Here is a 25477-nt window from a genome sequence, read left to right as displayed (position 1 = left end):
AGCTATTGCAAAGTGGTTTTTTAAGCATAATGTGATTATGCTAAGGTTGAACTCGTTAGCTGTCTTTTGCAATCGTATTATTTTTCTTAAAGAAAATATAAATAATAAAGAAAGCGATTAAAGGGGAGGTGATCAGCGCCAATAGCAACGAACCAAAAAGTCCCAGTGAAGTATTTCGGCCATAATTGGCCACAGCAAAGAGTAGTGCAAAGCCAAATACAATGACGATAAAAAATTCTGAGGCGCCCATATTTAGAAAGGCACAGGTGTTTTGAAGAGGCATACTAGTTTAGATAATGATCAAATATAACGTTTTTCCTCGATCAAATACTGTTGCTCAATAAGCGCGCCTGCAATTAAGATTAATTAAGACAGATTGCATTAGTTTGGATCATTTTAACATAAAAAAGATGTATTCTAATCTCTATTTAATGTAATTATCACCTAAGGTTCATAAAAAGAACTAAATATTGCTGGGCGCATTAAATCAGTTACTTTTAGTTACGGATTAGTTCTTAGTAGATACCGTAGGACATTAGTTAATGTAAAGAGCCTGTTCATGAAAATGATACAGGCTCTTTTTTATTAAGGGTTTTGGGAAAGATTCGGGTTTTTGTCTCTTTCGGTTTGAGGAATAAAATAAATCACTCTGGCGTCAGTTGGATTTATGGTTTGATTAACCGTGCCATTGATGGTTGAATGTGTTCCGGGGTAATTACGTACTACCGGACGGTTGTTTCTGAAAAGATCGTATGCACGATGACCTTCAAATGCCAGTTCTAACCAACGTTCCTCTAACACGATATCCAGGATGGAATGTGCGGCAGTGACATCTGTTAATGCATAAGTAGGAATTCCTGCACGTAATCTGATTACATTAACATCATCTAAAGCTAACTGCGTGTTGTTAAGTTTGGCATTAGCCTCAGCTCTGTTTAAATACATTTCAGCTAAGCGCAGGTAAACCGGTGATGTAAGATTAACAACCCCTTCCTGCAGATTATGTTTGTTTACATAATACATGGGTGCACCAGGTGTTAATTTGGTATTTACCTGCTGTACGCCATCTACAATGTATGGAGAAATGAAACTTTTGCGCTTATCCTGCGGATTCTGGTTGAGAAAATCATAATACTTTTTAGAAGCATATATTTCTCCCCAGCCACTTTGGCCCTGACCAAGAGCATTCCCATTAGCATCGCCACTATAATATAAAGACCCTACTGCCGAGTAATCATAATTTTCAGTTTTGGTGTGCTTAATTGCGAAAATACTTTCCTTGTTTGTTTCTGGAGCTACCCTGAAATAAGTTTGGTATTCTGTATTTTGCAGCAACTGGTATTTGTTGGCACTGATTACCAGGTTAGCATACTCTATAGCTTTAGCGTTATTGTCCATGTAAAGGTATACCCTGGATAAAAGGGCATATGCAGCAAGTTTGGTCGCAAAACTATTGCTTTTATTAACGGTCATCAACTGAGCCCCTTTTAATAAGTCGGCAAGAATGAAATCATATACCTGTGCAACCGTACTTCTTTTAACTGTTGCCGCCTCTTCCTCACTCACCGTTTCACTCAAGATAGGTACACCTGGGTTAGTGGTGGGAGATTGCTGATATGGCCTGCCGAACATACGCACCAGGTTAAAATGCAACATAGCCCTAAGGAATAAGTTTTCACCTTTTATTTGTTGGAGGTCTGTAGTAGCACTTTCTGGTATTGACCTGATTACTTTATTAGCAGCAGTAATAATATAGTAAGCTTGCTGGAAGTAGGTAGTCGCATTGGCAGAGTTTACCAAATGGGTGTATTTAAACAGGTTGGTAACATCGCTGGATGAATTTTGTCCCTGCGCTACCTCATCTGATGGAAGTTCTGCTAACCAATGATAATTATTTTCATAGTTCAGTGATTTGAGCGTGGCGTAGTTTCCTAAGGTTGCTGTACGCAAACCATCTGGAGTAGTGAGGAGGTTGGTATCCTCTACGCGGTCTGAAGGGAAATAAGTTTTTCGGCAGGAAGCAGTGAAAATAACGCCTGCTACCATGGCTATTTTGATGATATGGTTGTGATTAATTTTCATTTTAGTGTAGTTTAGGTTAGAAAGTTAAGTTTACGCCCAAAATAAATCGCTTGCTTGATGGATACCTGAAAGAAGATATACCACCTGTTAAATCCACCTCAGGATCTACACCCGAAAACTTTGTAGCCGTAAACAGGTTATCGCCACTCAGGTAAATGCGGGCTGCATTAATAGCGGCCTTCTTTAACCATGTTGTTGGTAAGTTATAGCCCATGGTTACATTTCTCAGCCTCAAATAACTACCGTTTTCCAAGAATCTTGTAGAGGATTGGTGCGATTGAAGGTTTCCGCCAAACTTAGCCTGTGGATGGGTGGCATCGGTTTGTCCGGGGGTGGTCCATCTTACCGAACCTTTTGGTAGTACCTGTTGATTGTAACTCTCGTAAACCCCATCGTTATCAAAATAGAAACGACTATCGTTATATACCCAGTTGCCATAAACAAAATTAACAAAGGCTGATAGTGTAAAACCTTTATAAGCCAGGGTATTGGTGATACCTCCACTAAATTTAGGTGCCGATGATTTGCCTGTATATTGCCTTGTGGCCTGATTATACGTGCTGGTCACCCCAGTTGGATCATCTAATTTTTCCCATAACGGCTTTCCATCTGCAGGATTTACACCTGCCCATTTTTGCATATACCACTCATCCATATCATGACCAAGAGCAATAGGTTGGGTACTGGTATTTACAACCAATAACCCCTGATTAAGCTCCATCACTTTATTTCTGTTGAACGACATATTGAAATTGGTTTCCCAACTGAAATCTTTTTGCTGAATGTTTTTCGAATTAATGGTAAATTCTAAACCTCTGTTTCTAACAGATCCAATATTCTTCCTGATATTTGCATAGCCTACTGTTGAAGGTAATGGCACAGCAAACAGTAAATCGGAGTTACGCTTGTCATAAGCATCAATAGTAAAATCGATGCGGTTAAAAAGGCTAAAGTCTACCCCTAAATTATAGGTCCTTGATTTTTCCCAGGTTAAATCCGGATTGGCTAATTGTGTTGGAAAAGCGCCAGTTTCACCATTATAAGAAGCTGCTGCATTTAAATTATACAATCCAAAAGACTGATAATAATCAATACCACCTTGATTACCGGTCGTTCCTGCACTGGTCCTGAGTTTTAAAAAGCTTAATACGTTATTGCCTTTCAGGAAGCTTTCGTTGGATAGGATCCATGATGCCCCAAACTGATAAAAAGTGGCTGCCGGATTATTTTTACCAAAACGGGATGCATATTCGTTTACAATGGAAGCTACTAGATAATATTTACTTTGAAAACTGTAATCTAACTGAGCCAAAAACTTTATGTTTCGATAACCATTATAGAATCCAGTAGGTTTATTAATGATATCAGTTGCTGTGTTGATCGCATCCATTCCAGCTGGAAGTCCCTTTGCTGTGATGCCTGTTTCATCGTATTGATAGCTTTCAATTTCGGCAACTCCGAGTGCACTGAAGTTATGGTCACCAACATTCAATGCGTACTTAATTCTGTTGGATGACAATAAGGTTGTTGCGAATGAATTACTTAATGATGCTGTTCCGAGGTTGGTAGCACCACTCTGACTTCTTCTGTCATAATAGTTATTAGATCTTCCACTGGCGATGGTTGCCCGGTTATAACTGGAAAGGGTCAGGTTTTTAATAAGGTCATAATCCAAATTCACATCTCCGGTTGTGGTGTAACTTCTGGCTTTAGAATAGTTGTATTGTAAACTCTGTAAGAAGTTGGAACGGTCCCGGCCTCTCCAGGATGGGATGGTTCTTGGATCTGTTGGGATGCCATTTGCATCATAAGCAGGGTCATAAGGCAGGTTAAGATAGGCTTGATAAACTGCACTTTCCGGATTGTAGTTGTCGTTAATTACAATGCCACTTAAAAGCGCTGTCAGCTTTAACTTTTTGGTCAGTTGAGAAGTGAGGTTTGCTCTAAGGCTGTATTGCGTTTTATCATTATTAATTAATGTACCTTCTTCTTTGAAATAATTGCCTGAAATATAAAACTGACTTTTTTCCGTACCTCCCGAAGCAGTTAAGGTATGGTTATTAACCATTGCGGTTCTAAATGCTTCATCCCACCAATTGGTGTTAATATTGGTCACGGAAGCTGGCGGAGGGGTTGTAAAGAAAGTCCTTTGGTAATCATAAAGCTGTTGTGCGTCCATTAACTGAAAATTCCCAGAGGTAGCTTTGGCAACACCGAGGCTTGAATTCAGGCTAAATCTGGTTTCTCCGGCTTTTCCTTTTTTGGTGGTTACAATGATAACTCCATTTGCCGCCCTGGATCCATATAATCCTGTTGCTGCGGCATCACGTAAAATGGTTACATTGTCTACATCTGCAGGGTTGTATGTGCCACCAATATTACCATCTACCACTACCAGTGGGCCGATTCCGGCATTAATGGTTCCTACACCACGAACAACAACGGTTGAGCCTGCTGTTGGATCACCCGAAGCTGAGCTTGCCACTACTCCAGGTGCTTTTCCTTGCAAAAGATTGCCCAGATTCACAGAAGTCACATCGTTTAGCTGTGATCCGCTCACAGTACTTACCGCGCTGGAAATTTCTGATTTTTTTTTCGAAGTATAGCCTACTACTGTAACGGCATCGAGGTCTGTAGTCTGATCGGATAGGCTAATGTTTAACGTGCTGTTATTGCCAACGCGGATGGATTGTGTTGCAAATCCAAGCGCTTTAAATTCAAGCGTACTTTGGTTATCTGCCTGGATGGTATATTTTCCGTTTGCATCGGTTTGAGTTGCTGTTTTTGTTCCCGTAACGCTTACGGTAACCCCAGGGAGCGGTAGTTTTTTATTGTCTGTTACCGTACCCGAAACAGCACGGTTCTGTGCGTTGGATACATAGGCGCAAACAATAAAGGAAATCATTAGAATAAATTGCTTCATTTTGTTTAAGATTTAGGTTAGTTTTAGTTTGTTGCAGAGCAGAGAGTTAACTTAGGGTGGGCTGAAAATCAGTCTTAAGTTCATCGAATAATACACCTTGTTAGCAATGGTTTTCCCTAATCTATGAGCATAAAAACTAAGTTCAAATGATAAAGGCAGCGCAAACGTTTGCTTGGAACAACTACCTGAAATGGCAGAAAGCTGTTTAATCCTAGCTTTTTTACAAGAATGAGGAAGCTTAATCATTTAAGCACAATTGCGTTAAACGCAAACGTTTGTTTTTGAGCGGTATAAAGTGCTTATTGTTACCAAATCAACGATTAGGGCGTATAAATGCTATTTTTCGTATCGGCTTGATAATGATTGAATTGTACGGTATTTTGTTTGGTGTATACTTTGTAATACAGATTTTGGTGTTAAACGATTTTTTCTGGTCTTTCATCTACTCTTTTAAATTTCCTGACCTTATCTTTTTATGTTTGTGATGTAGAATTAAATCAACGGGACGATTTTATTCCAAGAGCCTTTCGGCAGATGGAAGGCTCTTTTTTGTTAAATTTTGTGAAATCAGAAACATTTGTCGGTATTCTTCGTCTAATAAGCGCATTTTAGTTTTGACGTCAAGTCAAGTTTTTTTTAAATAGCGAAGGGCGATCAACAATGATTGCCCTTTCTTTATCTTTTTTCAGAAAATAGCTGAAACAAAAACAACCGGTTGTTCGTTTTTTTCGTAAGGGTATTAAAGGATTACTGAACTGTTGAGCTGTTGTATAGTTAAGCAGTAATAAATATGTTAAATGATGTCACGTTCTTTTTATTTTTCTGTCAAAACTTGTAAATTGCCTTAGTAAAAAGAAACAATTTGTCAGTATAAAACCTGGCAAAAATCCTTACAATAAACCGACAAAGAGAAGGGTTTAATCTAAATCTGAATAAAAAGCCCTTTTAAAACTTGTAAAACAGGTATTACGTATATATATCATCAGTTATTTAAAAGTAATCTACACGATTAAGTAATGATTTTTTTCGGGATGGATTAGCGTAAATAGGTTCTTATCCACCCATATGGCGCAATTGTTGATAAAATAAACAAAACAGTACCTCCTCTTTTTATAATTTATTTTATAGTTTAGGGACGTAGCTGTTAAGAAAGGTATTATGGAAGCAAAATTTTCACCACAGGTAAAAGATGTGATCTCTTTTAGTAGAGAGGAAGCTCTCCGTTTAGGACATGATTACATCGGAACCGAGCATTTATTGTTGGGCCTCATCCGTGAAGGGGATGGGATGGCCATCAAAATTTTACGATCGTTAGGAGTAGATACTGGTAAATTGCGCCGCTCAATTGAAGATGCCGTTCGTGGCACTTCGAGTGTAACAGTTAATCTGGGTAACATCCCGTTAACGAAACAGGCAGAAAAAGTTTTAAAGATTACTTACTTAGAAGCTAAAATATTTAAAAGCGATTTAATTGGCACCGAACATTTATTGTTGTCAGTTTTGAGAGATGATGATAACATCGCCTCACAAATCTTGTTACAGTATGGCGTTACTTATGATGTTTTTAAACAAGAAGTTGAAGTAAATAAAAATGGCTTTAGAGATGATATTTCTAATAGCGCTTCAACCGGGGGAGACGATGATTATCGTGAAGAGGAAAGCTTTAGCGCTCCAAAGAAAGTTTCTGATATCAAATCGAAAACTCCTGTATTAGATAACTTCGGTCGTGATTTAACCAAGGCAGCAGAAGAAGGTCGTTTAGACCCAATTGTTGGTCGCGAGAAAGAAATTGAACGTGTATCGCAGATTTTATCCCGCAGAAAGAAAAATAATCCAATTTTAATTGGTGAACCAGGTGTTGGTAAATCCGCTATTGCAGAGGGTTTGGCACTTCGCATCGTTCAACGTAAGGTATCACGTGTTTTATTTAATAAACGTGTGGTTACTTTGGATTTGGCCTCTTTAGTTGCAGGTACTAAATATCGTGGACAGTTCGAGGAGCGTATGAAAGCCGTTATGAACGAGCTGGAAAAATCTACCGATGTAATCTTATTCATTGATGAGATTCACACTATTGTTGGAGCGGGGGGAGCCTCAGGTTCGTTAGATGCATCTAATATGTTTAAACCTGCACTAGCCAGGGGAGAAATACAATGTATTGGTGCAACAACTTTAGATGAGTATCGTCAGTATATTGAAAAAGATGGTGCCTTGGATCGTCGTTTCCAGAAAGTAATGGTTGAGCCGGCCACACCAGATGAAACCATCGAAATTTTAACCAGAATTAAAGATAAGTACGAAGAGCATCACGGGGTAACTTATACCCAGGAAGCAATTGAAGCTTGTGTTACTTTAACTTCCCGTTATATTTCGGATCGTTTCTTACCGGATAAAGCCATTGATGCTTTAGATGAGGCAGGTTCAAGAGTGCATTTAACCAATATTCATGTTCCTCAGAACATTATTGATATCGAAGCTAAAATTGAGGATATCAAGCTAGAGAAAAACAAGGTTGTGCGCAGCCAGAAATATGAAGAAGCAGCTAAACTTCGTGATACTGAAAAGAATTTGATCGAAGAGTTAGATAAAGCCAAAGCTGAGTGGGAAGCTGAAACCAAAACCAAACGTTATGAGGTTTCAGAAGATAATGTTGCAGAGGTAGTAGCCATGATGACTGGTATTCCGGTTCAACGTGTCGGACAAACAGATAGCCAAAAGTTATTGAATATGTACGATAAGGTTGCAGAGAAAATCATCGGTCAGGATGATGCCATTAAGAAATTAACCAAAGCGATTCAACGTACAAGAGCTGGATTAAAAGATCCTAAAAAACCAATTGGTTCCTTCATTTTCTTAGGTCCAACTGGTGTAGGTAAGACAGAATTGGCTAAAGAACTGGCTCGTTTCATGTTCGATAGCGATGATGCATTGATCCAGATTGACATGAGTGAATACATGGAGAAATTTGCGGTTTCACGTTTAGTGGGCGCGCCTCCGGGATATGTAGGTTATGAAGAAGGTGGTCAGTTAACAGAAAAAGTTAGAAGAAAGCCTTATGCCGTTATCTTATTAGATGAAATCGAAAAAGCTCACCCTGATGTATTTAATATTTTATTACAGGTATTAGACGAAGGTCAGTTAACAGATAGCTTGGGTAGAAAAGTAGATTTTAGAAACACGATTATCATCATGACTTCTAATATCGGCGCCCGTCAGTTAAAAGATTTCGGTCAGGGAGTTGGTTTCTCTACAGCAGCTAAAACCAATCAGGCAGAACAACACAGTCGTGGAGTAATTGAAAGCGCATTAAAACGTGCATTTGCTCCAGAGTTTTTGAACCGTGTAGATGACGTAGTTGTATTCAATAGTTTAGGTAAAGAAGAAATCTTCAGAATTATCGACATTGAGTTGAAAGCTTTATTTGGCCGCGTTCATACTTTAGGATATGATATTGCTTTAACTGAAAATGCTAAAGAATATATCGCAGAAAAAGGTTTTGACAGTAATTTTGGTGCACGTCCGTTAAAACGAGCCATTCAAAAATACCTGGAAGACCCAATTGCTGAAGAAATCCTTAAAGGTGAACTGGCAGAAGGAGATGTTTTGGAAATTGATTATGATAAATCAACGGAAGTAATATCTGTTCAGCATAAAAAAGGCGAAAAGAAAAAACAAGAGCCTAAAGAAGAAGAAGGATCTTCTAGCAAATAAACGAGAGCTCCCAATGAAAGTTGGGAGCTTTTTTAATGCCTGTATATGCGCTTGACACCTATGTAGCAGTTTTCAATCCCTGCTTAAATAATTGATATTAGGTTAGTGTTTTTGAGTTTAACTGCGTAAATTCGGTTCAATAAATCCCCTATTGATGAAATTTAAGTCTATCACCTTAATTGGTCTGGCATTGTGCTGTGCGTTATCCTGTAAAAAGAATTCAAATACAGATCCTGAGGTTATTACTGATCCTTTAGTAACCGTACAAACCAACCTAAACAACGAAGTACTCCTAAAGCTGGTAAATGATACCCGGGCTGCCGGATGTAATTGTGGTACAACAGTTATGCCCCCTGTGCCCACTTTAGTCTGGAATAACCAATTGGCTGCCGCGGCTGTAGGTCATAGTAAGTATATGGCAAGTGTGAACACGATGACGCATAACTCTGCAGATGGCAAAACTTTTGGAGATAGGATTACAGCAGCTGGTTATGTTTGGAGTACGGCAGGCGAAAATGTAGCCCAGGGGCAAACCACAGAAGCTCAGGTTTTCAACGATTGGATCAAAAGTGAGGGACACTGCAAAAACATCATGAATGCAAAATTCAAGGAGATGGGGGCGGGCAGGCAAGGAAATTTCTGGACGCAGGATTTTGCGGCTAAATAGGGCTGTATTATCTTCACCAGTTGTAGCATATTTGCGTTTAAATTCATAGCGTATCGCCATGACCTTAATTTCAGTTCCGGCCTCACAATCCAAAGCTAGCAGCAAAATTAAAACAAACTGGTCTGTGCACGTGGCACTCTAAATAAGGTATGATCTAAGGCAATTTCTTTCTGATTTAAGCCATTCAGTCTACAATGTAGTCTGAAATTATCACGGATGAGCTGCGCAATGTTGCCATCACCACGCATGCGATCCCCAAAACGGCTATCATTAACATGACCACCATGGCAACTCTGAATCATGTGCCACACCTTATCGAAGCGGTCGGGAAAATTTTTTCTAAGCCAATCTTCAAATATCTGCCCAATGGCACCATTTAAACGAACAACTGTATACCCGGCTTTACTGGCTCCGGCATCGGCAACAGCCTTTAAAATTTTTGGAATTTCATGATCACTTAAACCAGGAACAAGAGGTGCAACCATCACACCCATTGGTATTCCGGCTTCGCTCAGCTTTTCTACAACTTTAAGTCTTTGTTTGGCGGTTGTTGTTCTGGGTTCCATCACCTGTCTTAAATCTTCATTCAGACTGTTGATTGAAACATAAACCATGCAAAGATTCAGTTTGGCCAATTCAGAAAGAATATCAGTATCCCTGAGTATAAGAGAATTTTTAGTGATCATCCCGATAGGTTGTTTATATTCCAGGGCAATTTCTAAAAGCTGCCTGGTGAGTTTAAACTTACGTTCAGCTGGCTGATAACAATCAGTATTTCCTGATAAGGAAATGGTTGTGGCATCCCAGCCTTTTTTCTCCAGGAATTTTTTAAATAGGATAGGTGCATCTTTTTTGACAATTATTTTTCTTTCGAATTCTATACCAGCACTGTAGCCCCAATATTGGTGCGAGTTGCGCGCATAACAATATGTACAACCATGTTCACAGCCTTGATAAGGATTTAAAGAATAAGCCATTCCTACATCCGGACTTTCTACTTTATTAACAATCGTTTTGGAACTTTCGAAAATGAATGAGGTTTTTTTATCTTGCTCTTCCCAGTCGTCTATTCCTTCTTCATGTTCTTTTACATAAACATCTTTTAGAAACTTATTATGGGGATTAACCTGCGCCCCTCTACCTTTGAAATAGGTTTTTTCTTCACCAGCTGCCATAACATAAAATTACTAATATTTTTAGTAATTTTAATAAAAAGTTATGCACCTTTTACAACATCATTTAGCTGGTGTGGTTGTTTTGGAGAGGGGTACATAGTCCATAGGCACCATATCGGCCACTTTTTCATATGCCCAATAACCTTCATACAATAGCGAACGGGAGTCATAAATACCGCCATTTTTGTAAAAACGAACAGGGGCCTGCATGAGGTTAATTACAGAAATTTCATTTTCAGGTACATCAAGGGGTCTGAAAATCCAAAAACCAGTTTTGGAATAAGCCAATGATTCTTTTTCCCTGGTATATTGAACCAGAAGTGCATCCGTATAATTTAACCATTTAAGGTTTTGATCATAATCGTGCACTAAGGTATCAGGCTGTACATCAGCTCTCGAAAATTTATCGATGGTTTTGGGCATTTCTTTTTGCTTGGTCCAAAAAGCCAGTAAAGCAGTATCTACCTTACCTTTGGATTGTCTTATGCCGGTTTTTTCGGCAGTGAATCTGATTTTATCAAGGTTGGTATTGATCACATATTCTGGATAGCGATTGGGATTAGGCACTTTCAGCATTTTATTAATGATAAAACCTTCCTGCTGAGCTGTTCCGTTATATAATGATCTGAAAAAATGTTGAGATGATCCATAATAGGCTGTCTCTCTGGCCGCAATAAATTTCTTCTTTTTGGTTGCCGAGGCTTTGAGTTCTTCAAAAAACGGGTGTCCGGAATAGTAAATTATTCTGGTGCGGGAATTATATTCGAAGTGATCCAACATATACTTTAAGCGGTATCCGAGTGCTTTATTTTCAACGATCAGGAATTCGGAAGTGCTAACGGTTAATGTACTTTTGGTAATATCAAAATCAACACGTAATACCTGAGGGTTAAGAATTTTGCATTGTAAGGCATTAGGCGTTTTTCCAATAAAAAATTCTTTAAACTGATTGATGTATTTTTGCCTGTTCGGATCTGTACGGATCACCACCTCATTTAATTCTACTGTATTTTCTTTCAATACCAGATCAACCTGAACTGATTTGTCGGCAATAATTACGCTTTTAGAATAGGGGAGATAGCCCACCATTTGAACCAATAAATTATAGCTGCCGGGTTGTAAATTAGCAAGACGGAACTTTCCGTCATTATCGGCAACTGCAGCAATTTTATAGCCACTTAAATAAATACTGGCACCGGGCAAGCCATCTTTCACATCGCGAACGGTACCGGAAATGGAATAAGTATTTTGTGCAAATGAATTAATACCAATGATTAGGAACAATGGTATTAAGAGATTTTTAAACATGGAAACGAATGTAGTAAAAAAGTTTAGGAGTAGATGGGCATTTGGTAATGGTTATTAGTCATTAGTCATTAGTTATTAGTCATTGGTGAATGGTCATTGGTTTATTTGTCAATTGTTCAATTAAACAGTTCAACAATTAATCATTTACCAATAAAAACTGCGCTCATGGTGTAGGTACATAGTCCATAGGCACACTGTCTGCTATTTTTTCCCAGCCCCAGTATCCTTCATAAATCATAGATTTAGCATTGTAAATGGAACCATTTTTATAAAAGAATACAGGTCTTATCTGTAAGTTAACGAGTGAAACCTGATAATCGGCAAGTTCCATTGGTCTTGAAATAGATAAGCCAATCCGGTCTTTAAAAGCATCTACTTCTTTTTCTTTGGTATAAACGATATACAGGATATCCGTAAAATCAATACGTTTGATGCTTTCATTATAAGTGTGTACCAGGGTATCCGGGGCAACAACAGCTCTGCTCAAAACGGAAATGGTTTTGGGCATATTTTGTTTTCTCATCCAATAATTTAAAGAATCAACCTCATTTAGGCCGAGATGAAGTTTTAATTTTGTTAAATCGGTTCTGTTTCTGTTCATTTCTGCTTTGGCCGCTGTGAGTCGTCTGATGTTGAGTTTGATAAGGCTGTCTGAAGGTCTGTCCGGATTTGCTTTTCTTAATAATTTGTTGATAATAAATCCTTCTTCTGTAGACCGATTTGCATACAAAGAAGTAAAGAAGTGCTGAGCCGAACCATTGTAAGCTTCCAATCGTTTCTGCGCCCATTTTCTTTTCCTGCTTGCCGATCCTTTTAAGTCTTCATAAGTGGGGTAGCCTTCATAATAAACTACCCGGTTACCGTAATCATATTGGAAATCATTTAATAAGTATTTGATTTTGTAGCCTAGCGACCGATTTTCGATCATCAAAAAATCAGTGGTGTTTGCACTTAAAATACGGGTTTCCTTGTTGTAAGAAATGTTTAATATATCTGTATTGAGTATTTTGCAGGATTCCGCATTTGGGGTTGTACCGATAAAATACCCTTTGAATAAATTAATATATCGTGCCCGGTTAGGGTCTGCCTTAATTGTAACTTCTGCTAATTGTGTAACATTTTCCTGCAATACCACATCAAGTTTAACAGGCTTATCGGCGATAATGACATTCTTGTTTGAAGCTTTATAACCCATTAATTGGATAAGAATGTCGTAATTTCCAGGTTTTAGAATTAAGCTGAATTTACCATCATTATCGGTGATGGTACCCATTTTATAACCACTTACATATACGCCTGCACCGGGAAGTACTTCTCCTCTTTTATCTTTTAGTGTTCCGCTCAGTTTAAATTGCTGCTGGGCAAAACTGTTGAAAGTAATGCATATACATAAAAATGATATCAATAGGGCTTTCATGATATAAATATAAACTAATTTTATAGTTTATTAAAGCTATAAAAAAGCGTATCTAATTTACGGCTTTAGATACGCTTTTAAAAGGGGAGAAATTAGCTTATTCCAATCCCATTTTTTGCATAACAACATCACTTACGCCTGTTGAAGAATATCCTCCATCATGAAAAAGGTTTTGCATGGTAACCATTCTGGTTAAGTCGGAGAAGAGGGTAATGCAATAATCGGCACAGCTTTCGGCATCAGCATTACCCAGCGGTGCAATTGCATCGGCATAGTCAAAGAAATCGCCGAATCCTTTAATTCCGCTTCCGGCAGTAGTTTTGGTTGGAGATTGGGATACGGTGTTGATCCTCACTTTTTTATCAAGGCCATAATGATAGCCAAAACTACGCGCAATAGACTCTAACATAGCCTTAATATCAGCCATGCCGGTATAGAAAGGATAGGTGCGCTGTGCAGCCATATAAGTTAAGGCAACTACACTGCCACCTTCTGCAATGGCATCCAGTTTTTTGGCAACAGCCAGCATTTTATGAAAACTCAAAGCAGAAACATCAATACCTTTCATAAAGTAATCGTAGTTGGATGCTGCATAAGGTATTTTTTTACGAATATTTACACTCATTCCAATAGAATGTAACACAAAATCGATTTTACCACCTAAAATTTCCTGTGACTGGGTATATAGTTGCGTTAAGTCGTCTACATTTGTTGCATCGGCAGGAATAATCTGTGAATTGGTTTTTTCTGCTAAAGCATTAATTTCACCCATGCGCATTGCAATAGGAGCATTGGTGAGCACAAAAGTAGCGCCTTCTTCATGCGCTTTTTCAGCAACTTTCCAGGCAATCGAATTTTGATCCAATGCACCAGTTATGATTCCTCTTTTACCTTTTAATAAATTGTACATATGCTTTTTGTTTTGTTAAGGTAAAGCTAAGGTACAGGAATTTAGAAATTATAGAAATTTGATCAGGCTAAAAGTTCTTTCGCATTTTCTATAGCCGATAAGCCTGGATTTTTTCCACTAAGCATTTCCGCTATCACTTCAATGCGCTCTTCTTGTTTTAATTTTTTGATCCCTGTAGTAGTTTTTCCACCTGCTTCATGCTTATGTACGAAATAATGCGATTGACCCTTTGCAGCGATTTGTGGCAGGTGTGTAATGGAAACTACTTGCATGTCTTCACCAAGTTCTGCAATAACTTCGCCAACCTTAACCGCAGTTTCTCCAGAAATTCCGGTATCAATTTCATCAAAAATTATGGTTGGAAGGGAGGTGTGTTTAGCCAAAAGTGCTTTTATAGAGAGCATTAAGCGGGAAAGTTCACCACCAGAGGCAACCTTACTTACTGGTGCCGGCACCTGGCCTGCATTGGCTGTAAAGAGTAAATTAATTGTATCTATTCCATCTTTACCTAATTCAGCAGATAAGTTTTGCGCTAAAACAAGTTTTGCATTTGGCATGCCTACTTTTTTGAGTGTAGCTCCAGTTTGATCTTCTACTATCTTAATTGCCTTTTTGCGGTTTTCGCTCAGTTGGCTCGCTTGTTTTTTTAATTCAATGGTTAATTGCGCTATTTCGGCCTGAATTTTTTCTATTTCTTCATCAGAAGATAGAAGCTTATTCAGGTTGTTTTCCAGCTGTTGCTGTAAGTCTATTAGTTCCTGATTATTGGCAGCCCTGTGTTTTTGTTGCAGCGAGTATAATAAATCTAGCCTTTGGTTGATAGAATCTAATCGGTCTGCCTGGTGTAAAGTATTATTTTCTATACCTGCAACTTCATCGGCTATATCTTTAATTTCAATCACTGTTGATTTTAGCCGCTCATAAAGTGCATTAACTGCGGGATCAAATTTTTCGATTTGTTGCAGCTGAAGTTGTGCTTCTTTGAGTATTTGAATAGCAGATGGTTCGGCCTCAGTAAGCAGACCATTAGCAGTGAGCAAACCTCGTTTTATGGTTTCTGCATGTGTTAAACGTTCTAATTCCTGCTCCAGGCTTTCTTGTTCATCAGCTTTTAGATTGGCTTGTTCCAGCTCATTAAAAAGAAATTGCTCATAATCCTGTTTGCTGCGGGCCTCAGTCGCTTCTTTACTAAGCTGATCTAAGTTTTTTATGGATTGCTTTAGTTTTTTATAACCAGAGCGATAATTAAACAACAAAGACTGATGATTGGCCAGGGCATCTACAATCAGTAATTGGAAATCGGTATCGTTGAGCTCTTGTGTAGCTTGTTGTGAATGGATATCAATTAGCTTTTCCCCAATCAATTTCAATGTGGAAAGATTTACAGGAGTGTCGTTAATGAATGATCTCGATTTTCCATCAATTGAAATTTCTCTTCTTAAGATACTTTCATTAAAAAAGTCGACATCATTTTCTTCGAAAAGCAGCTTTAGATTTTCGTCTGCCAAACGAAAATTGCCTTCAATAACACATTTCTTCTCCTGGTTAAAGAAATATTTGCTTTCTGCCCGTTGGCCTAAAATAAGTGATAGTGCACCCAGCATAATGGATTTACCAGCTCCGGTTTCTCCGGTAATAATATTTAGTCCTTTATCAAACTCGATATCCAGACTATCGATTAAAGCGTAATTACGTATTGAAAGTTTCTGTAGCATACTGACTACGAAAATACTAAAAAGTTATTTTAACAGATGCTATAAAACAGAAACAGCGAAGTTTATTCTTCGCTGCTCTGGTATCATTTGTTATGTTATTCAATGCTAGTTTTCCTGTTTCTCCTTTTTCTCTTTCTTTTCTATTTTTTCCTTAAGCTCTTTTATTTCCTGCTCGTATTTTTCTCTGATTTTTTTGTACTCTGCAGATTCTCTTAATTTTTTATTGTTGTTATCTTCAAAGTATAAAACACGGGGCTCTGAGCTATCATACCTAAGGTGAGTACGAAGAGAATCGATGTGAAATCTCTTCCCTTCGAGCTTTCTAAGGTCGTTTGATAAAGCCCTCATTTTGGCTCCATCGATCTGAGCCCTTACCCCAGAGTTTATTTTAACTACAATATCGTCACTCATTTTTCTCCATTTAGCCTGAGCTTCTGGTGAGCTGAATTCCTTTGTCATATCCTCAGCCATTTTCTTCCATTTGGCTTTGGCTTCTGGAGAGTTAAACTCTTTCTCCATATCTTCTCCAAATTTCTTCCACTTGGCCTGTTCCTCTGGCGAATTCATTTTCTTTTGCATGTCTTCAGCCATTTTTTTCCATTTGGCCTGGGCTTCAGGAGAATTGAATTCTTTCGCCATATCTTCACCCATTTTTTTCCATTTCGCTTTGGCCTCAGGAGAGTTAAATTCTTTGTCCATGTCTTCACCAAATTTTTTCCATTTTAGTTTAGCCTCCGGAGAATTAAATTCGCGGTAGAGTCTGGCATGTAATAAAGAATCTTTAAAATGGAAAGCACTGTCAGATCTAAATCTAAATACCCGGTTACCCTGTAACAACTCATCCCGGTAAAAATCCTTTCTTAAACTATCAGGCATTTCTTTAACAGAGTTATACTCTGTTTTTTTACCATTGGCATCGATGGTTACAATCTTAATTTTACGCTTCTTGGTTGTATCCAGGCAAACTAAGGTATTCAGGTTAGTATTGGTATTGCGAATACTATAAATCTGAACTTTATTTGTTTTAACTTTCTCTTTTTTCTTCTCTGTCGGATTAATCCATGCGATAGAAAACAAGCAGGCGATACCCAATGTAAGGGCTGCCATTTGCTGTTTTGCATTTAAATAATTTGTTTTCATGTTGGTTATTCTTTTTATGCGTTGATACAAATTTTGGGTTTTGCCTGTAGCAGCCAGCGCATAAGCAGGACTGTTTTTATCCTTCAATAGCTCTAGTTTTAATAAGGCATGGGCATAGTTTAAAGGCTTTCCGGTAACTTTTAATACCAGGTCATCACAGGCATGTTCACGTTCAATGTGTATGAAGCGACCAGCCATCCAAACAAATGGATTAAAAAAGAGCAATGTTTCAATAGCTGTTTTAATCAGGTTAAGTAGAAAATCATTCCGTCTGATGTGCGATAACTCATGGATGAGGATGGCTTCTACCTGATCGGTATCTAACTGGTTTACCAGCGCAACCGGAAAGAGTACAACTGGTTTTAAGTAACCAATTACAAGTGGTACATTCACAATCGTTGACAAGTGAAATCTGATCTGTTTATTAATTTTTAAGCTGGTAGTTACATGGGTAAATATGCTTTTCCAATTTTCTGGCACAGTGCTCAGCCCGATTTTCTTAAATTTAGAAAGTTGATTATAACCTTTAGTGATGACAAAGAGTTGTAGGATAATACCTATGATGTAAAATGCTACAATGATAGGGAAGTATTGCTCGGCCTTGCTGCTAAAACTCTGTGGCAAATTGTTAAAGTAGGGGGAGAGTTGAAATTGCCCTGCTTGCGCGCTTACCTGTGTTTGAGGCAAACTAATCATCATCTGATAGATGAAGTTGTAGCTAAAACAAAGGAACATCAGTACAATTGAACCAAAAGCTAAGTTGTGCTTATATTTTGCTGCCAGTTTCGGAACTCCGAACATAACGATAAATAGCACACCATAAATGAGGGCGCTTTGCCAGAGTGAGTTTAAGATGCTCCAGCCAAATGCTTTGATAAATTGTTGTAATAGCGTTTCCATGTTGGTGATTTTAATTTTTTCTGAGCCTAAGCTCTATTGTTATCTTTTAATTGGCCTTTAGCCCTCCACCGTTTAACCTGCTCTTTTACCTTATTTAAGGCTATCTAAGTATTTTTTTATTTCTTCAATTTCATCGGCACTTGCACTGTGATTTCCTAAAGCCTGCATCACTAACCTTGCTGCCGAACCATTAAAAACATTGTCTATCATTTTATTAACCAATTGTTTTTCAGTTTTATCCTGGCTAACCAATGCTTTATAAATGTGTGTTTTCTGATTGGTATCCCTTTCTACCATGCCTTTTTCATGCATAATCTGCATCAGTTTGAGGGTAGTGGTGTAACCAGAATCCTTTTTATTCAAGGCTTCATGTACTTCTCTTACAGTTGCCTGACCGTTTTGCCACAGCACTTGCAGGATTTCCATTTCTCCCTCGGTAGGTTTGATGTTGTGAATGTTCATATGTTACAGTTGTACGAATTATTTCGTATTCAAATGTACGAAGATATTCGTAATAACAAAATATTTTAACAGTTTTTTAACATAAGACAATCCGATATCCGGATTGTTGCATGGAGAGGGAATGTTTAGGTGATTAATTGGTGAGGTGCTGAGGTGTTGAGTTGGAGGATTGTTAAACTGTTGGGGTGTGCTATCGTTGTAGGGAGCGGTAATAGTAATGGATAGATAAAGGTTATGCAACATTGAGCACACCTGATCAGTTAAACAAATAAACAGTTAAACAATTAAGCAACCATAAACTATTTCTTCAGTCCCTCGTATTTTCCAATATTAGCAGGATCAATTTCTGCGAGCATATTGTAGGCTTGCAGGCGTTCCTGAACATTCAGTTTTGATAGTACATTGGTTACTTCTTCAGCTTTAGAAGCGAAATAAACATTAGGGAATATAGAGCCCAATTTTTGTTTATCCATTTGCTGGAGTGCCGGCAGGGCAGCCAGAATTTGTTTTAACCCTTTATCATTATCGGTTAGCTGATCTAAACCATTAAGGTGGTAATAGTATATAAAGTTCCTTAATTCTCCAAAGATAGGATTAAGCGTATTTTCATTAAACCAAAAGCGGTTGCGGAGTCCATCTGCAGCTCTCCAGCCTGTATTGCCCGATGCCTGAGCCAGGTTGATGATATTTTGTGCTTTTTTAAAATAAGATGTACCGCCCAGTTTACCGAAGCTATCCTTATCTAAACCGATAATGGTGTAGGCATAATAGGTGAGGAGTGCACTGATATTTGAGATATAGTTCTGATCAGAGAAATCAATCGTTGAACCATCATTATAACTGAAATCAAAATTCTTGTCACTCATATTTAACAAGGTGCTGTTGTAAGTACTGTTAAATACAGGTCTGCTACTTTGAATTTGAGCTTCAGCGGTATAACCTGAACCACCATCCCAGGAGTTAATGGTAATAACGAAACTGCAATCGATTCTTTCTTCAGGTTTGTAACTTTCGTTGCTGAATTTGTTATTGTTTAAAAAATCACGAATTGTTTTTTGTAATGCTTCTACAGCAGGTTTACTGATGTTAGAAACCTGAGGTGCTAAAAGTGTAACTCTTGCATTCAGTTCTTGAGCCTGAAGTTTTCCCAAACCGCATAGCAAACAGAAAAAAACAATTCTTTTTATCATTTTATAATTTTTAAAATGGCTTCACAGATATCATTGGCTACCTCAGTTTTTGATTTCATTTCAAAAGTAGTTTTCTCTAAAGCCTTGTTAAAAATAGTAATTTTATTTGTATCTGATTTAAACCCTGCTCCCTGATCATTCAGCGAATTGAGCACAACCAAATCCAGGTTTTTCTTCTCCAGCTTCCCTTTGGCATAATTCTCTTCATCGTTGGTTTCCAAGGCAAAGCCAACCAATACCTGTCCCTTTGTTTTATTTTTACCAAGATTGGCCAAAATATCAACCGTTTTTTCTAAAGCCAGATTGAGGTCACTGTCTTTCTTCTTTATTTTTTGTTCCGCTACTGTTTTGGGTTTATAATCGGCAACAGCGGCACACATCACCGTGATATCGCTTTGCGGAAAATGTTCAGAACAGGCATTAAACATATCTGCTGCACTCACAACATCTATGCGTTTTAATGGCTGGGTAGCCTTTTGCGCCGTTGGTCCGGCAATTAAGGTTACCTCAGCGCCCAGGCGTACCAGGGTATCTGCAATGGCAAAACCCATTTTTCCGGAAGAGTGATTGCCAATAAATCGTACCGGATCTATGGCTTCATAAGTCGGTCCGGCAGTAACCATAGCTGTTTTGCCATACAAAGGCATGGCCTTTAAAATGGCATGATTTAAAAACGATACTATTTCTTCAGGTTCTGCCATTCTGCCTTCCCCATATAAACCGCTCGCCAGTTCACCACTTGCCGGAGCAATAACAGTATTGCCAAAGCTGGTTATACGTTTAATATTATGCTGAGTAGTTTCGTGCTTCCACATATCCAGGTCCATTGCAGGTGCAACATAAACCGGACATTTAGCCGAAAGGTAAACTGCAGTTAATAAATTATCACATATTCCGGTAGCGAGTTTGGCCAGGGTATTAGCACTGATAGGGGCAATAATCATCAAATCGGCCCACAGGCCTAATTCAACATGATTACTCCAAACACCGGTTTCTTCTTCAAAGTATTGCGTGTATACCGGGTTTTTTGAAAGCGTAGCAAGGGTAAGTGGCGTAATGAAATTTGCGCCATCAGTGGTAAGAACAACCTTAACGTTTGCACCAGATTTAACTAAAAGCCGAACTAAAAATGCCGACTTATATGCCGCGATGCTACCGCAAACGCCAAGGAGTATATTTTTGTCTTTTAGCATGGAGTGTTGGGCATGGGGCTTAGAGCATTAATATGCTTAGGAAATTGCGCCATGCTCCTTGCCCTTTGCTAATTACTTTTGTTCTTTAGCAGGATTTCTATGGTAAACTTTACCACTTAAAAACTCATCCATAGCAACTAAAACAGGCTTAGGCATGCGTTCGTAGTGCTTGCTGATTTCAATCTGCTCACGGTTTTCAAAAATTTCTTCCAGGTTATCATTGCTAGAAGCAAATTCAGCTAATTTACCATGCAACTCCTCTTTCATGTTGTTTGAAATCTGATTTGCCCTTTTAGCAATTACAACTAACGATTCATATAAATTGTCAGTTGTTTTATCTAAATCGTGTACATTTCTGGTAACCGTTGTATTTGGTATTGCAGGTTTGTTAGTATTCATCTATTATTAATTTTTATTATCTGTTTTGTTAATGATGGTAGTATCTTTCAACTTACCTGTTCTGATCAGCATTTCTTTGTATTTGGCTTCTTGTGCTGCGTATTCAGCAAGCTCTTGTTTAGCCAATACAATTCCTGCATCAATATCCTCTTTTAGCTGTTTAGCGTCTTTTGTAAATTTGCTCTCAGGGTGTTTCTCTGTAAAATCAGTATATAAAGTTATCGCCTCATTATAACGATCTTCCTGGCGAATAGCATAACTGTTTTTAGCATACAGGTATTGCGCTTTGATCATTAAGAAATCCATTTCTTCTGCATACTTAATATCCGGATAGTCTTTCTGAGCATTTTCTAAAGCAATAACAGCTGCCCTGTAGTTATCTACATTGCTTGGTCCTGTAGTTAAATACATTTTAGCATTTTCAAAAGCTTTATCTTCTAACTTACCTCTTAAATCAGCGATATATTTTCCAGCAGCTGCGGCACGGTCACTGGTTGGATATAGGTTGATGAATAATTGCAAAGCATCTATTGCTTTATAAGTGTTTTCCTGATCTAAAGAGAAAATAGGAGATTCAAGATAGTAACAATAGGCACTCATGTAACGCGCTTCTTCAGCGTTTTTACTTGCAGGATAAGTATCTGCAAAGCTTTTAAACTGATATCTGGCGGTAGTATAATCACTTAATCTATATAAGGTATACGCGTAGTAATAGTTCAAATCCTCCGCTTCTGCACGGCCGCGATATTTTTGAGAAAGATCTTCAAAAAGTACCAGGGCTTTACTGTAATCGCGTTTATTGTATAAACGGAGCGCTTCCTGGTATTTTTTTGCAACATCATTACTAGCCCTCAATTTCTCGAAACGACTTTTACAACCCGCCATACCCAAAGCGGCAACAAATACTAAAATAATTAAGTGTTTAACTTTAAACATTCTGCAAAGATAATTAATAATACGATAACATCAATAAAAACAATCGGGCACTAAGCTAGCTAAAGCAATTCAGTAGCAGCTTGCCCTTAACAAATTTTAACATATATATAAGGTAAGGTACTTTTCTTTAATCAATGCTATATAGTATATATATGTATATCAATTTTCAGCTATTTAATGTAAGGTCAAAAAAACAACTTTATTTTCAACTTGCTGTAATCCATTCCGCCTTCCTTTTTTAGCAAATCAGGTTGCTGTGCATTTCGGTTGTTGCGGTCATCAATTGTCATCCTGAGCCTGTCGAAGGAAAGTAAGCTGTTAAGCGTTTCAACAATATAGCATAATACCTAAAAGCAGGAGGTATAGGCAAAGCGTCCTGTTTTTTATTGTATTCCTTTTTTAGCAAATCAGGTTACTGTACATTTCGGTTGCAGCAGTCATTAATTGTCATCCTGAGCCTGTCGAAGGAAAGTAAGTTGTTAAGCGTTTCAACAATATCGCATAATACCTAAAAGCAGGGGGTATAGGCAAAGCGCCCTGTTTTTTACTGCGTATTCCCTTTTTTAGCAAATCAGGTTGCTGTGCATTTCTGTTGCAGCAGTCCCGCCTTCCTTCCAAATCCCCGTCCTCGTTACCTCGTCCGGGGATTTTCCATACAGTCGGGTTTAGTTTTGCCGGGGCAGTAGTGCTTCGGAGGGGTAAAAACCTGCCAGGCGTATACATCAACTGTCATCCTGAGCCTGTCGAAGGGCTTAATTAAGCTGTTAGGCATTTCAACAGCTTGTCCCGGTTTGAATCGGGGCTTTCATGTTGAGATGGTATCATAACCATCAACTGTCATCCTGAGCCTGTCGAAGGACTCAGGTAAGCCTGTTAAGCGTTTCAGCAATATCGTATAATACCTAAAAGCAGGAGGTATAGGCAAAGCGCCCTGTTTTTTACTCCGCATTCCCTTTTTTAGCAAATCAGGTTACTGTGCATTTCAGTTGCAGTAATCATCAATTGTCATCCTGAGCCTGTCGAAGGACTGACTGCCTAACTTTTTAAAATACAGCCTCCCATTTTGCCGCTCAAACAACCTTTCCCTGGGTTTGTTTTACCCCCTGTTTTATTTTTTCGTGCTGATAACCATTTGTTTAGACGGTTTACCTAAAATAAAAGGCATTTACTATTTGCCGGCGTAGATATTTTTTCTACTTTTGCATCCCGCTTCGGAGGAAACGGTTTAGCTTAAAAGGTGTGCAAAAGCGGATGAAAAGAGGGGTTTAGAATTATTTTAAAATACTTCTTGCAGGATTAAAAAAGTTCACTACCTTTGCAGCCCGGTTCGGAAGGAACGGAAAGTGATAGGGGGATACGGAGAGGGTGATAATTGAAATAAGGTTGAAAAGAAAAGCGGAAAAATAAAAATATTTTTCTTGCGGATTAAAAAAGTTTTTCTACCTTTGCAATCCCAAACGGAAACGAAAGGGGTTCCCGGAACGGCGGATGTCGGAAAGGGGTTTAAAAAAGAGATACAGACGAACTTCGGTTCAGAAGATATAAAAAAGAGATCGGCCGTGAGGTTTACCAGATCGATAAGTTCTTAAAAGAGATGTCAATGTAGCGTAGCGGGGTAATGAAGTACGCATTCAAGTACAGAATACCGTCGCTTTATTTTAAAGTCAGTGACTAACAGACAAAATTAAAAAAGAAGACTATTTTTAACATAGTTAAAACTGGTCAGTTTCAAAACACATTTTACAATGGAGAGTTTGATCCTGGCTCAGGATGAACGCTAGCGGCAGGCCTAATACATGCAAGTCGAGGGGTAGAGGAGAGCTTGCTTTCCTTGAGACCGGCGCACGGGTGCGTAACGCGTATGCAACCTACCTTTATCAGGGGGATAGCCCGGAGAAATCCGGATTAACACCGCATAAAATCACAGTACAGCATTGTACAATGATCAAATATTTATAGGATAAAGATGGGCATGCGTGTCATTAGCTAGTTGGCGGGGTAACGGCCCACCAAGGCGACGATGACTAGGGGATCTGAGAGGATGGCCCCCCACACTGGTACTGAGACACGGACCAGACTCCTACGGGAGGCAGCAGTAAGGAATATTGGTCAATGGAGGCAACTCTGAACCAGCCATGCCGCGTGCAGGAAGACTGCCCTATGGGTTGTAAACTGCTTTTATCCGGGAATAAACCTGCTTACGAGTAAGTAGCTGAATGTACCGGAAGAATAAGGATCGGCTAACTCCGTGCCAGCAGCCGCGGTAATACGGAGGATCCAAGCGTTATCCGGATTTATTGGGTTTAAAGGGTGCGTAGGCGGCCTGTTAAGTCAGGGGTGAAAGACGGTGGCTCAACCATCGCAGTGCCCTTGATACTGACGGGCTTGAATGGACTAGAGGTAGGCGGAATGAGACAAGTAGCGGTGAAATGCATAGATATGTCTCAGAACACCGATTGCGAAGGCAGCTTACTATGGTCTTATTGACGCTGAGGCACGAAAGCGTGGGGATCAAACAGGATTAGATACCCTGGTAGTCCACGCCCTAAACGATGAACACTCGCTGTTGGCGATACACAGTCAGCGGCTAAGCGAAAGCGTTAAGTGTTCCACCTGGGGAGTACGCCCGCAAGGGTGAAACTCAAAGGAATTGACGGGGGCCCGCACAAGCGGAGGAGCATGTGGTTTAATTCGATGATACGCGAGGAACCTTACCCGGGCTTGAAAGTTAGTGAATTATCCAGAGATGGATAAGTGAGCAATCACACGAAACTAGGTGCTGCATGGCTGTCGTCAGCTCGTGCCGTGAGGTGTTGGGTTAAGTCCCGCAACGAGCGCAACCCCTATGTTTAGTTGCCAGCATGTAATGGTGGGGACTCTAAACAGACTGCCTGTGCAAACAGAGAGGAAGGAGGGGACGACGTCAAGTCATCATGGCCCTTACGTCCGGGGCTACACACGTGCTACAATGGACGGTACAGAGGGCAGCTATACAGCAATGTAATGCGAATCTCACAAAGCCGTTCACAGTTCGGATTGGGGTCTGCAACTCGACCCCATGAAGTTGGATTCGCTAGTAATCGCGTATCAGCAATGACGCGGTGAATACGTTCCCGGGCCTTGTACACACCGCCCGTCAAGCCATGGAAGCTGGGGGTACCTAAAGTATGTAACCGCAAGGAGCGTCCTAGGGTAAAACCGGTAACTGGGGCTAAGTCGTAACAAGGTAGCCGTACCGGAAGGTGCGGCTGGAATACCTCCTTTCTGGAGTAGCATTGACTACTCGCTGCGCAACATGATACTCTAATAAAAGTTAAAAAGTTGAAAGTATTAAGTTATAAGTTGAAAA

Annotated in this window: 16 protein-coding genes and 1 rRNA gene; 3 read left to right on the top strand and 14 right to left on the bottom strand. The window is 39.1% G+C overall.

Translation table 11 applies throughout. The features are described from left to right. Positions 1–55: 55 nt before the first annotated feature. The 3 genes from ACQY77_RS07000 to ACQY77_RS06990 all read right to left on the bottom strand — a co-directional run bounded on the left by ACQY77_RS07000 (position 56) and on the right by ACQY77_RS06990 (position 5005). On the bottom strand, positions 56–283 hold the full coding sequence (locus ACQY77_RS07000; protein WP_421938698.1) for a hypothetical protein: 228 nt from the start codon (positions 281–283) through the stop codon (positions 56–58). Between the two features lie 302 nt (positions 284–585). After that, positions 586–2082 carry a RagB/SusD family nutrient uptake outer membrane protein gene (locus ACQY77_RS06995; RefSeq protein WP_421938699.1) on the bottom strand — a complete coding sequence of 499 codons (1497 nt, stop codon included), beginning with the start codon at positions 2080–2082 and terminating at the stop codon, positions 586–588. 16 nt (positions 2083–2098) lie between these two features. Next, on the bottom strand, positions 2099–5005 hold the full coding sequence (locus ACQY77_RS06990) for a SusC/RagA family TonB-linked outer membrane protein (protein ID WP_421938700.1): 2907 nt from the start codon (positions 5003–5005) through the stop codon (positions 2099–2101). A gap of 1158 nt (positions 5006–6163) precedes the next feature. Here ACQY77_RS06990 and ACQY77_RS06985 point away from each other — a divergent pair. Both ACQY77_RS06985 and ACQY77_RS06980 read left to right on the top strand, forming a co-directional pair. Continuing rightward, a complete protein-coding gene (locus tag ACQY77_RS06985) occupies positions 6164–8716 on the top strand; it encodes an ATP-dependent Clp protease ATP-binding subunit (RefSeq protein ID WP_421938701.1) in 2553 nt (850 codons plus the stop codon). 154 nt (positions 8717–8870) lie between these two features. Next, positions 8871–9383 (top strand): CAP domain-containing protein, encoded by a 513-nt coding sequence (locus ACQY77_RS06980; protein WP_421938702.1) that lies wholly within the window; start codon positions 8871–8873, stop codon positions 9381–9383. Positions 9384–9490: 107 nt separating this feature from the next. On the opposite strand, the gene ACQY77_RS06975 is transcribed toward ACQY77_RS06980, so the two are convergent. The 11 genes from ACQY77_RS06975 to ACQY77_RS06925 all read right to left on the bottom strand — a co-directional run bounded on the left by ACQY77_RS06975 (position 9491) and on the right by ACQY77_RS06925 (position 22128). Further along, positions 9491–10558 (bottom strand): PA0069 family radical SAM protein, encoded by a 1068-nt coding sequence (locus tag ACQY77_RS06975; RefSeq protein ID WP_421938703.1) that lies wholly within the window; start codon positions 10556–10558, stop codon positions 9491–9493. A 60-nt stretch (positions 10559–10618) separates the two neighbouring features. Next, positions 10619–11866, bottom strand: coding sequence for a carboxypeptidase-like regulatory domain-containing protein (locus tag ACQY77_RS06970; protein ID WP_421938704.1), 1248 nt, complete (start codon positions 11864–11866; stop codon positions 10619–10621). Positions 11867–12029: 163 nt separating this feature from the next. After that, a complete protein-coding gene (locus ACQY77_RS06965) occupies positions 12030–13283 on the bottom strand; it encodes a carboxypeptidase-like regulatory domain-containing protein (RefSeq protein ID WP_421938705.1) in 1254 nt (417 codons plus the stop codon). A 97-nt stretch (positions 13284–13380) separates the two neighbouring features. Next, a complete protein-coding gene (locus tag ACQY77_RS06960; protein ID WP_421938706.1) occupies positions 13381–14193 on the bottom strand; it encodes an enoyl-ACP reductase FabI in 813 nt (270 codons plus the stop codon). A 62-nt stretch (positions 14194–14255) separates the two neighbouring features. Next, positions 14256–15908 carry a DNA repair protein RecN gene (gene recN / locus ACQY77_RS06955; protein WP_421938707.1) on the bottom strand — a complete coding sequence of 551 codons (1653 nt, stop codon included), beginning with the start codon at positions 15906–15908 and terminating at the stop codon, positions 14256–14258. A gap of 105 nt (positions 15909–16013) precedes the next feature. Continuing rightward, positions 16014–17948 (bottom strand): M56 family metallopeptidase, encoded by a 1935-nt coding sequence (locus ACQY77_RS06950; protein WP_421938708.1) that lies wholly within the window; start codon positions 17946–17948, stop codon positions 16014–16016. Positions 17949–18038: 90 nt separating this feature from the next. Next, entirely contained in the window at positions 18039–18410 is a 372-nt protein-coding gene (locus ACQY77_RS06945) for a BlaI/MecI/CopY family transcriptional regulator (RefSeq protein ID WP_421938709.1), read from the bottom strand. Positions 18411–18709: 299 nt separating this feature from the next. Further along, entirely contained in the window at positions 18710–19600 is an 891-nt protein-coding gene (locus ACQY77_RS06940) for a DUF4835 family protein (protein WP_421938710.1), read from the bottom strand. Further along, positions 19597–20793, bottom strand: coding sequence for a bifunctional phosphopantothenoylcysteine decarboxylase/phosphopantothenate--cysteine ligase CoaBC (coaBC, locus tag ACQY77_RS06935; protein ID WP_421938711.1), 1197 nt, complete (start codon positions 20791–20793; stop codon positions 19597–19599). Before coaBC ends, ACQY77_RS06940 begins: the two co-directional genes overlap by 4 nt. A 72-nt stretch (positions 20794–20865) precedes the next feature. After that, positions 20866–21192, bottom strand: coding sequence for a DNA-directed RNA polymerase subunit omega (locus tag ACQY77_RS06930; RefSeq protein WP_421938712.1), 327 nt, complete (start codon positions 21190–21192; stop codon positions 20866–20868). 6 nt (positions 21193–21198) lie between these two features. Next, positions 21199–22128, bottom strand: a complete 930-nt coding sequence (locus tag ACQY77_RS06925; protein ID WP_421938713.1) for an outer membrane protein assembly factor BamD — start codon at positions 22126–22128, stop codon at positions 21199–21201. 1742 nt (positions 22129–23870) lie between these two features. Between ACQY77_RS06925 and ACQY77_RS06920 the strand changes: the two genes are divergently transcribed. After that, a 16S ribosomal RNA gene (locus tag ACQY77_RS06920) occupies positions 23871–25392 on the top strand. The last annotated feature ends 85 nt before the right edge of the window (positions 25393–25477 follow it).

The sequence above is a fragment of the Pedobacter sp. genome, from assembly GCF_965279535.1.
In the GTDB taxonomy this organism is placed as follows: domain Bacteria; phylum Bacteroidota; class Bacteroidia; order Sphingobacteriales; family Sphingobacteriaceae; genus Pedobacter.
This window is presented reverse-complemented; position numbering and strand designations above follow the sequence as displayed.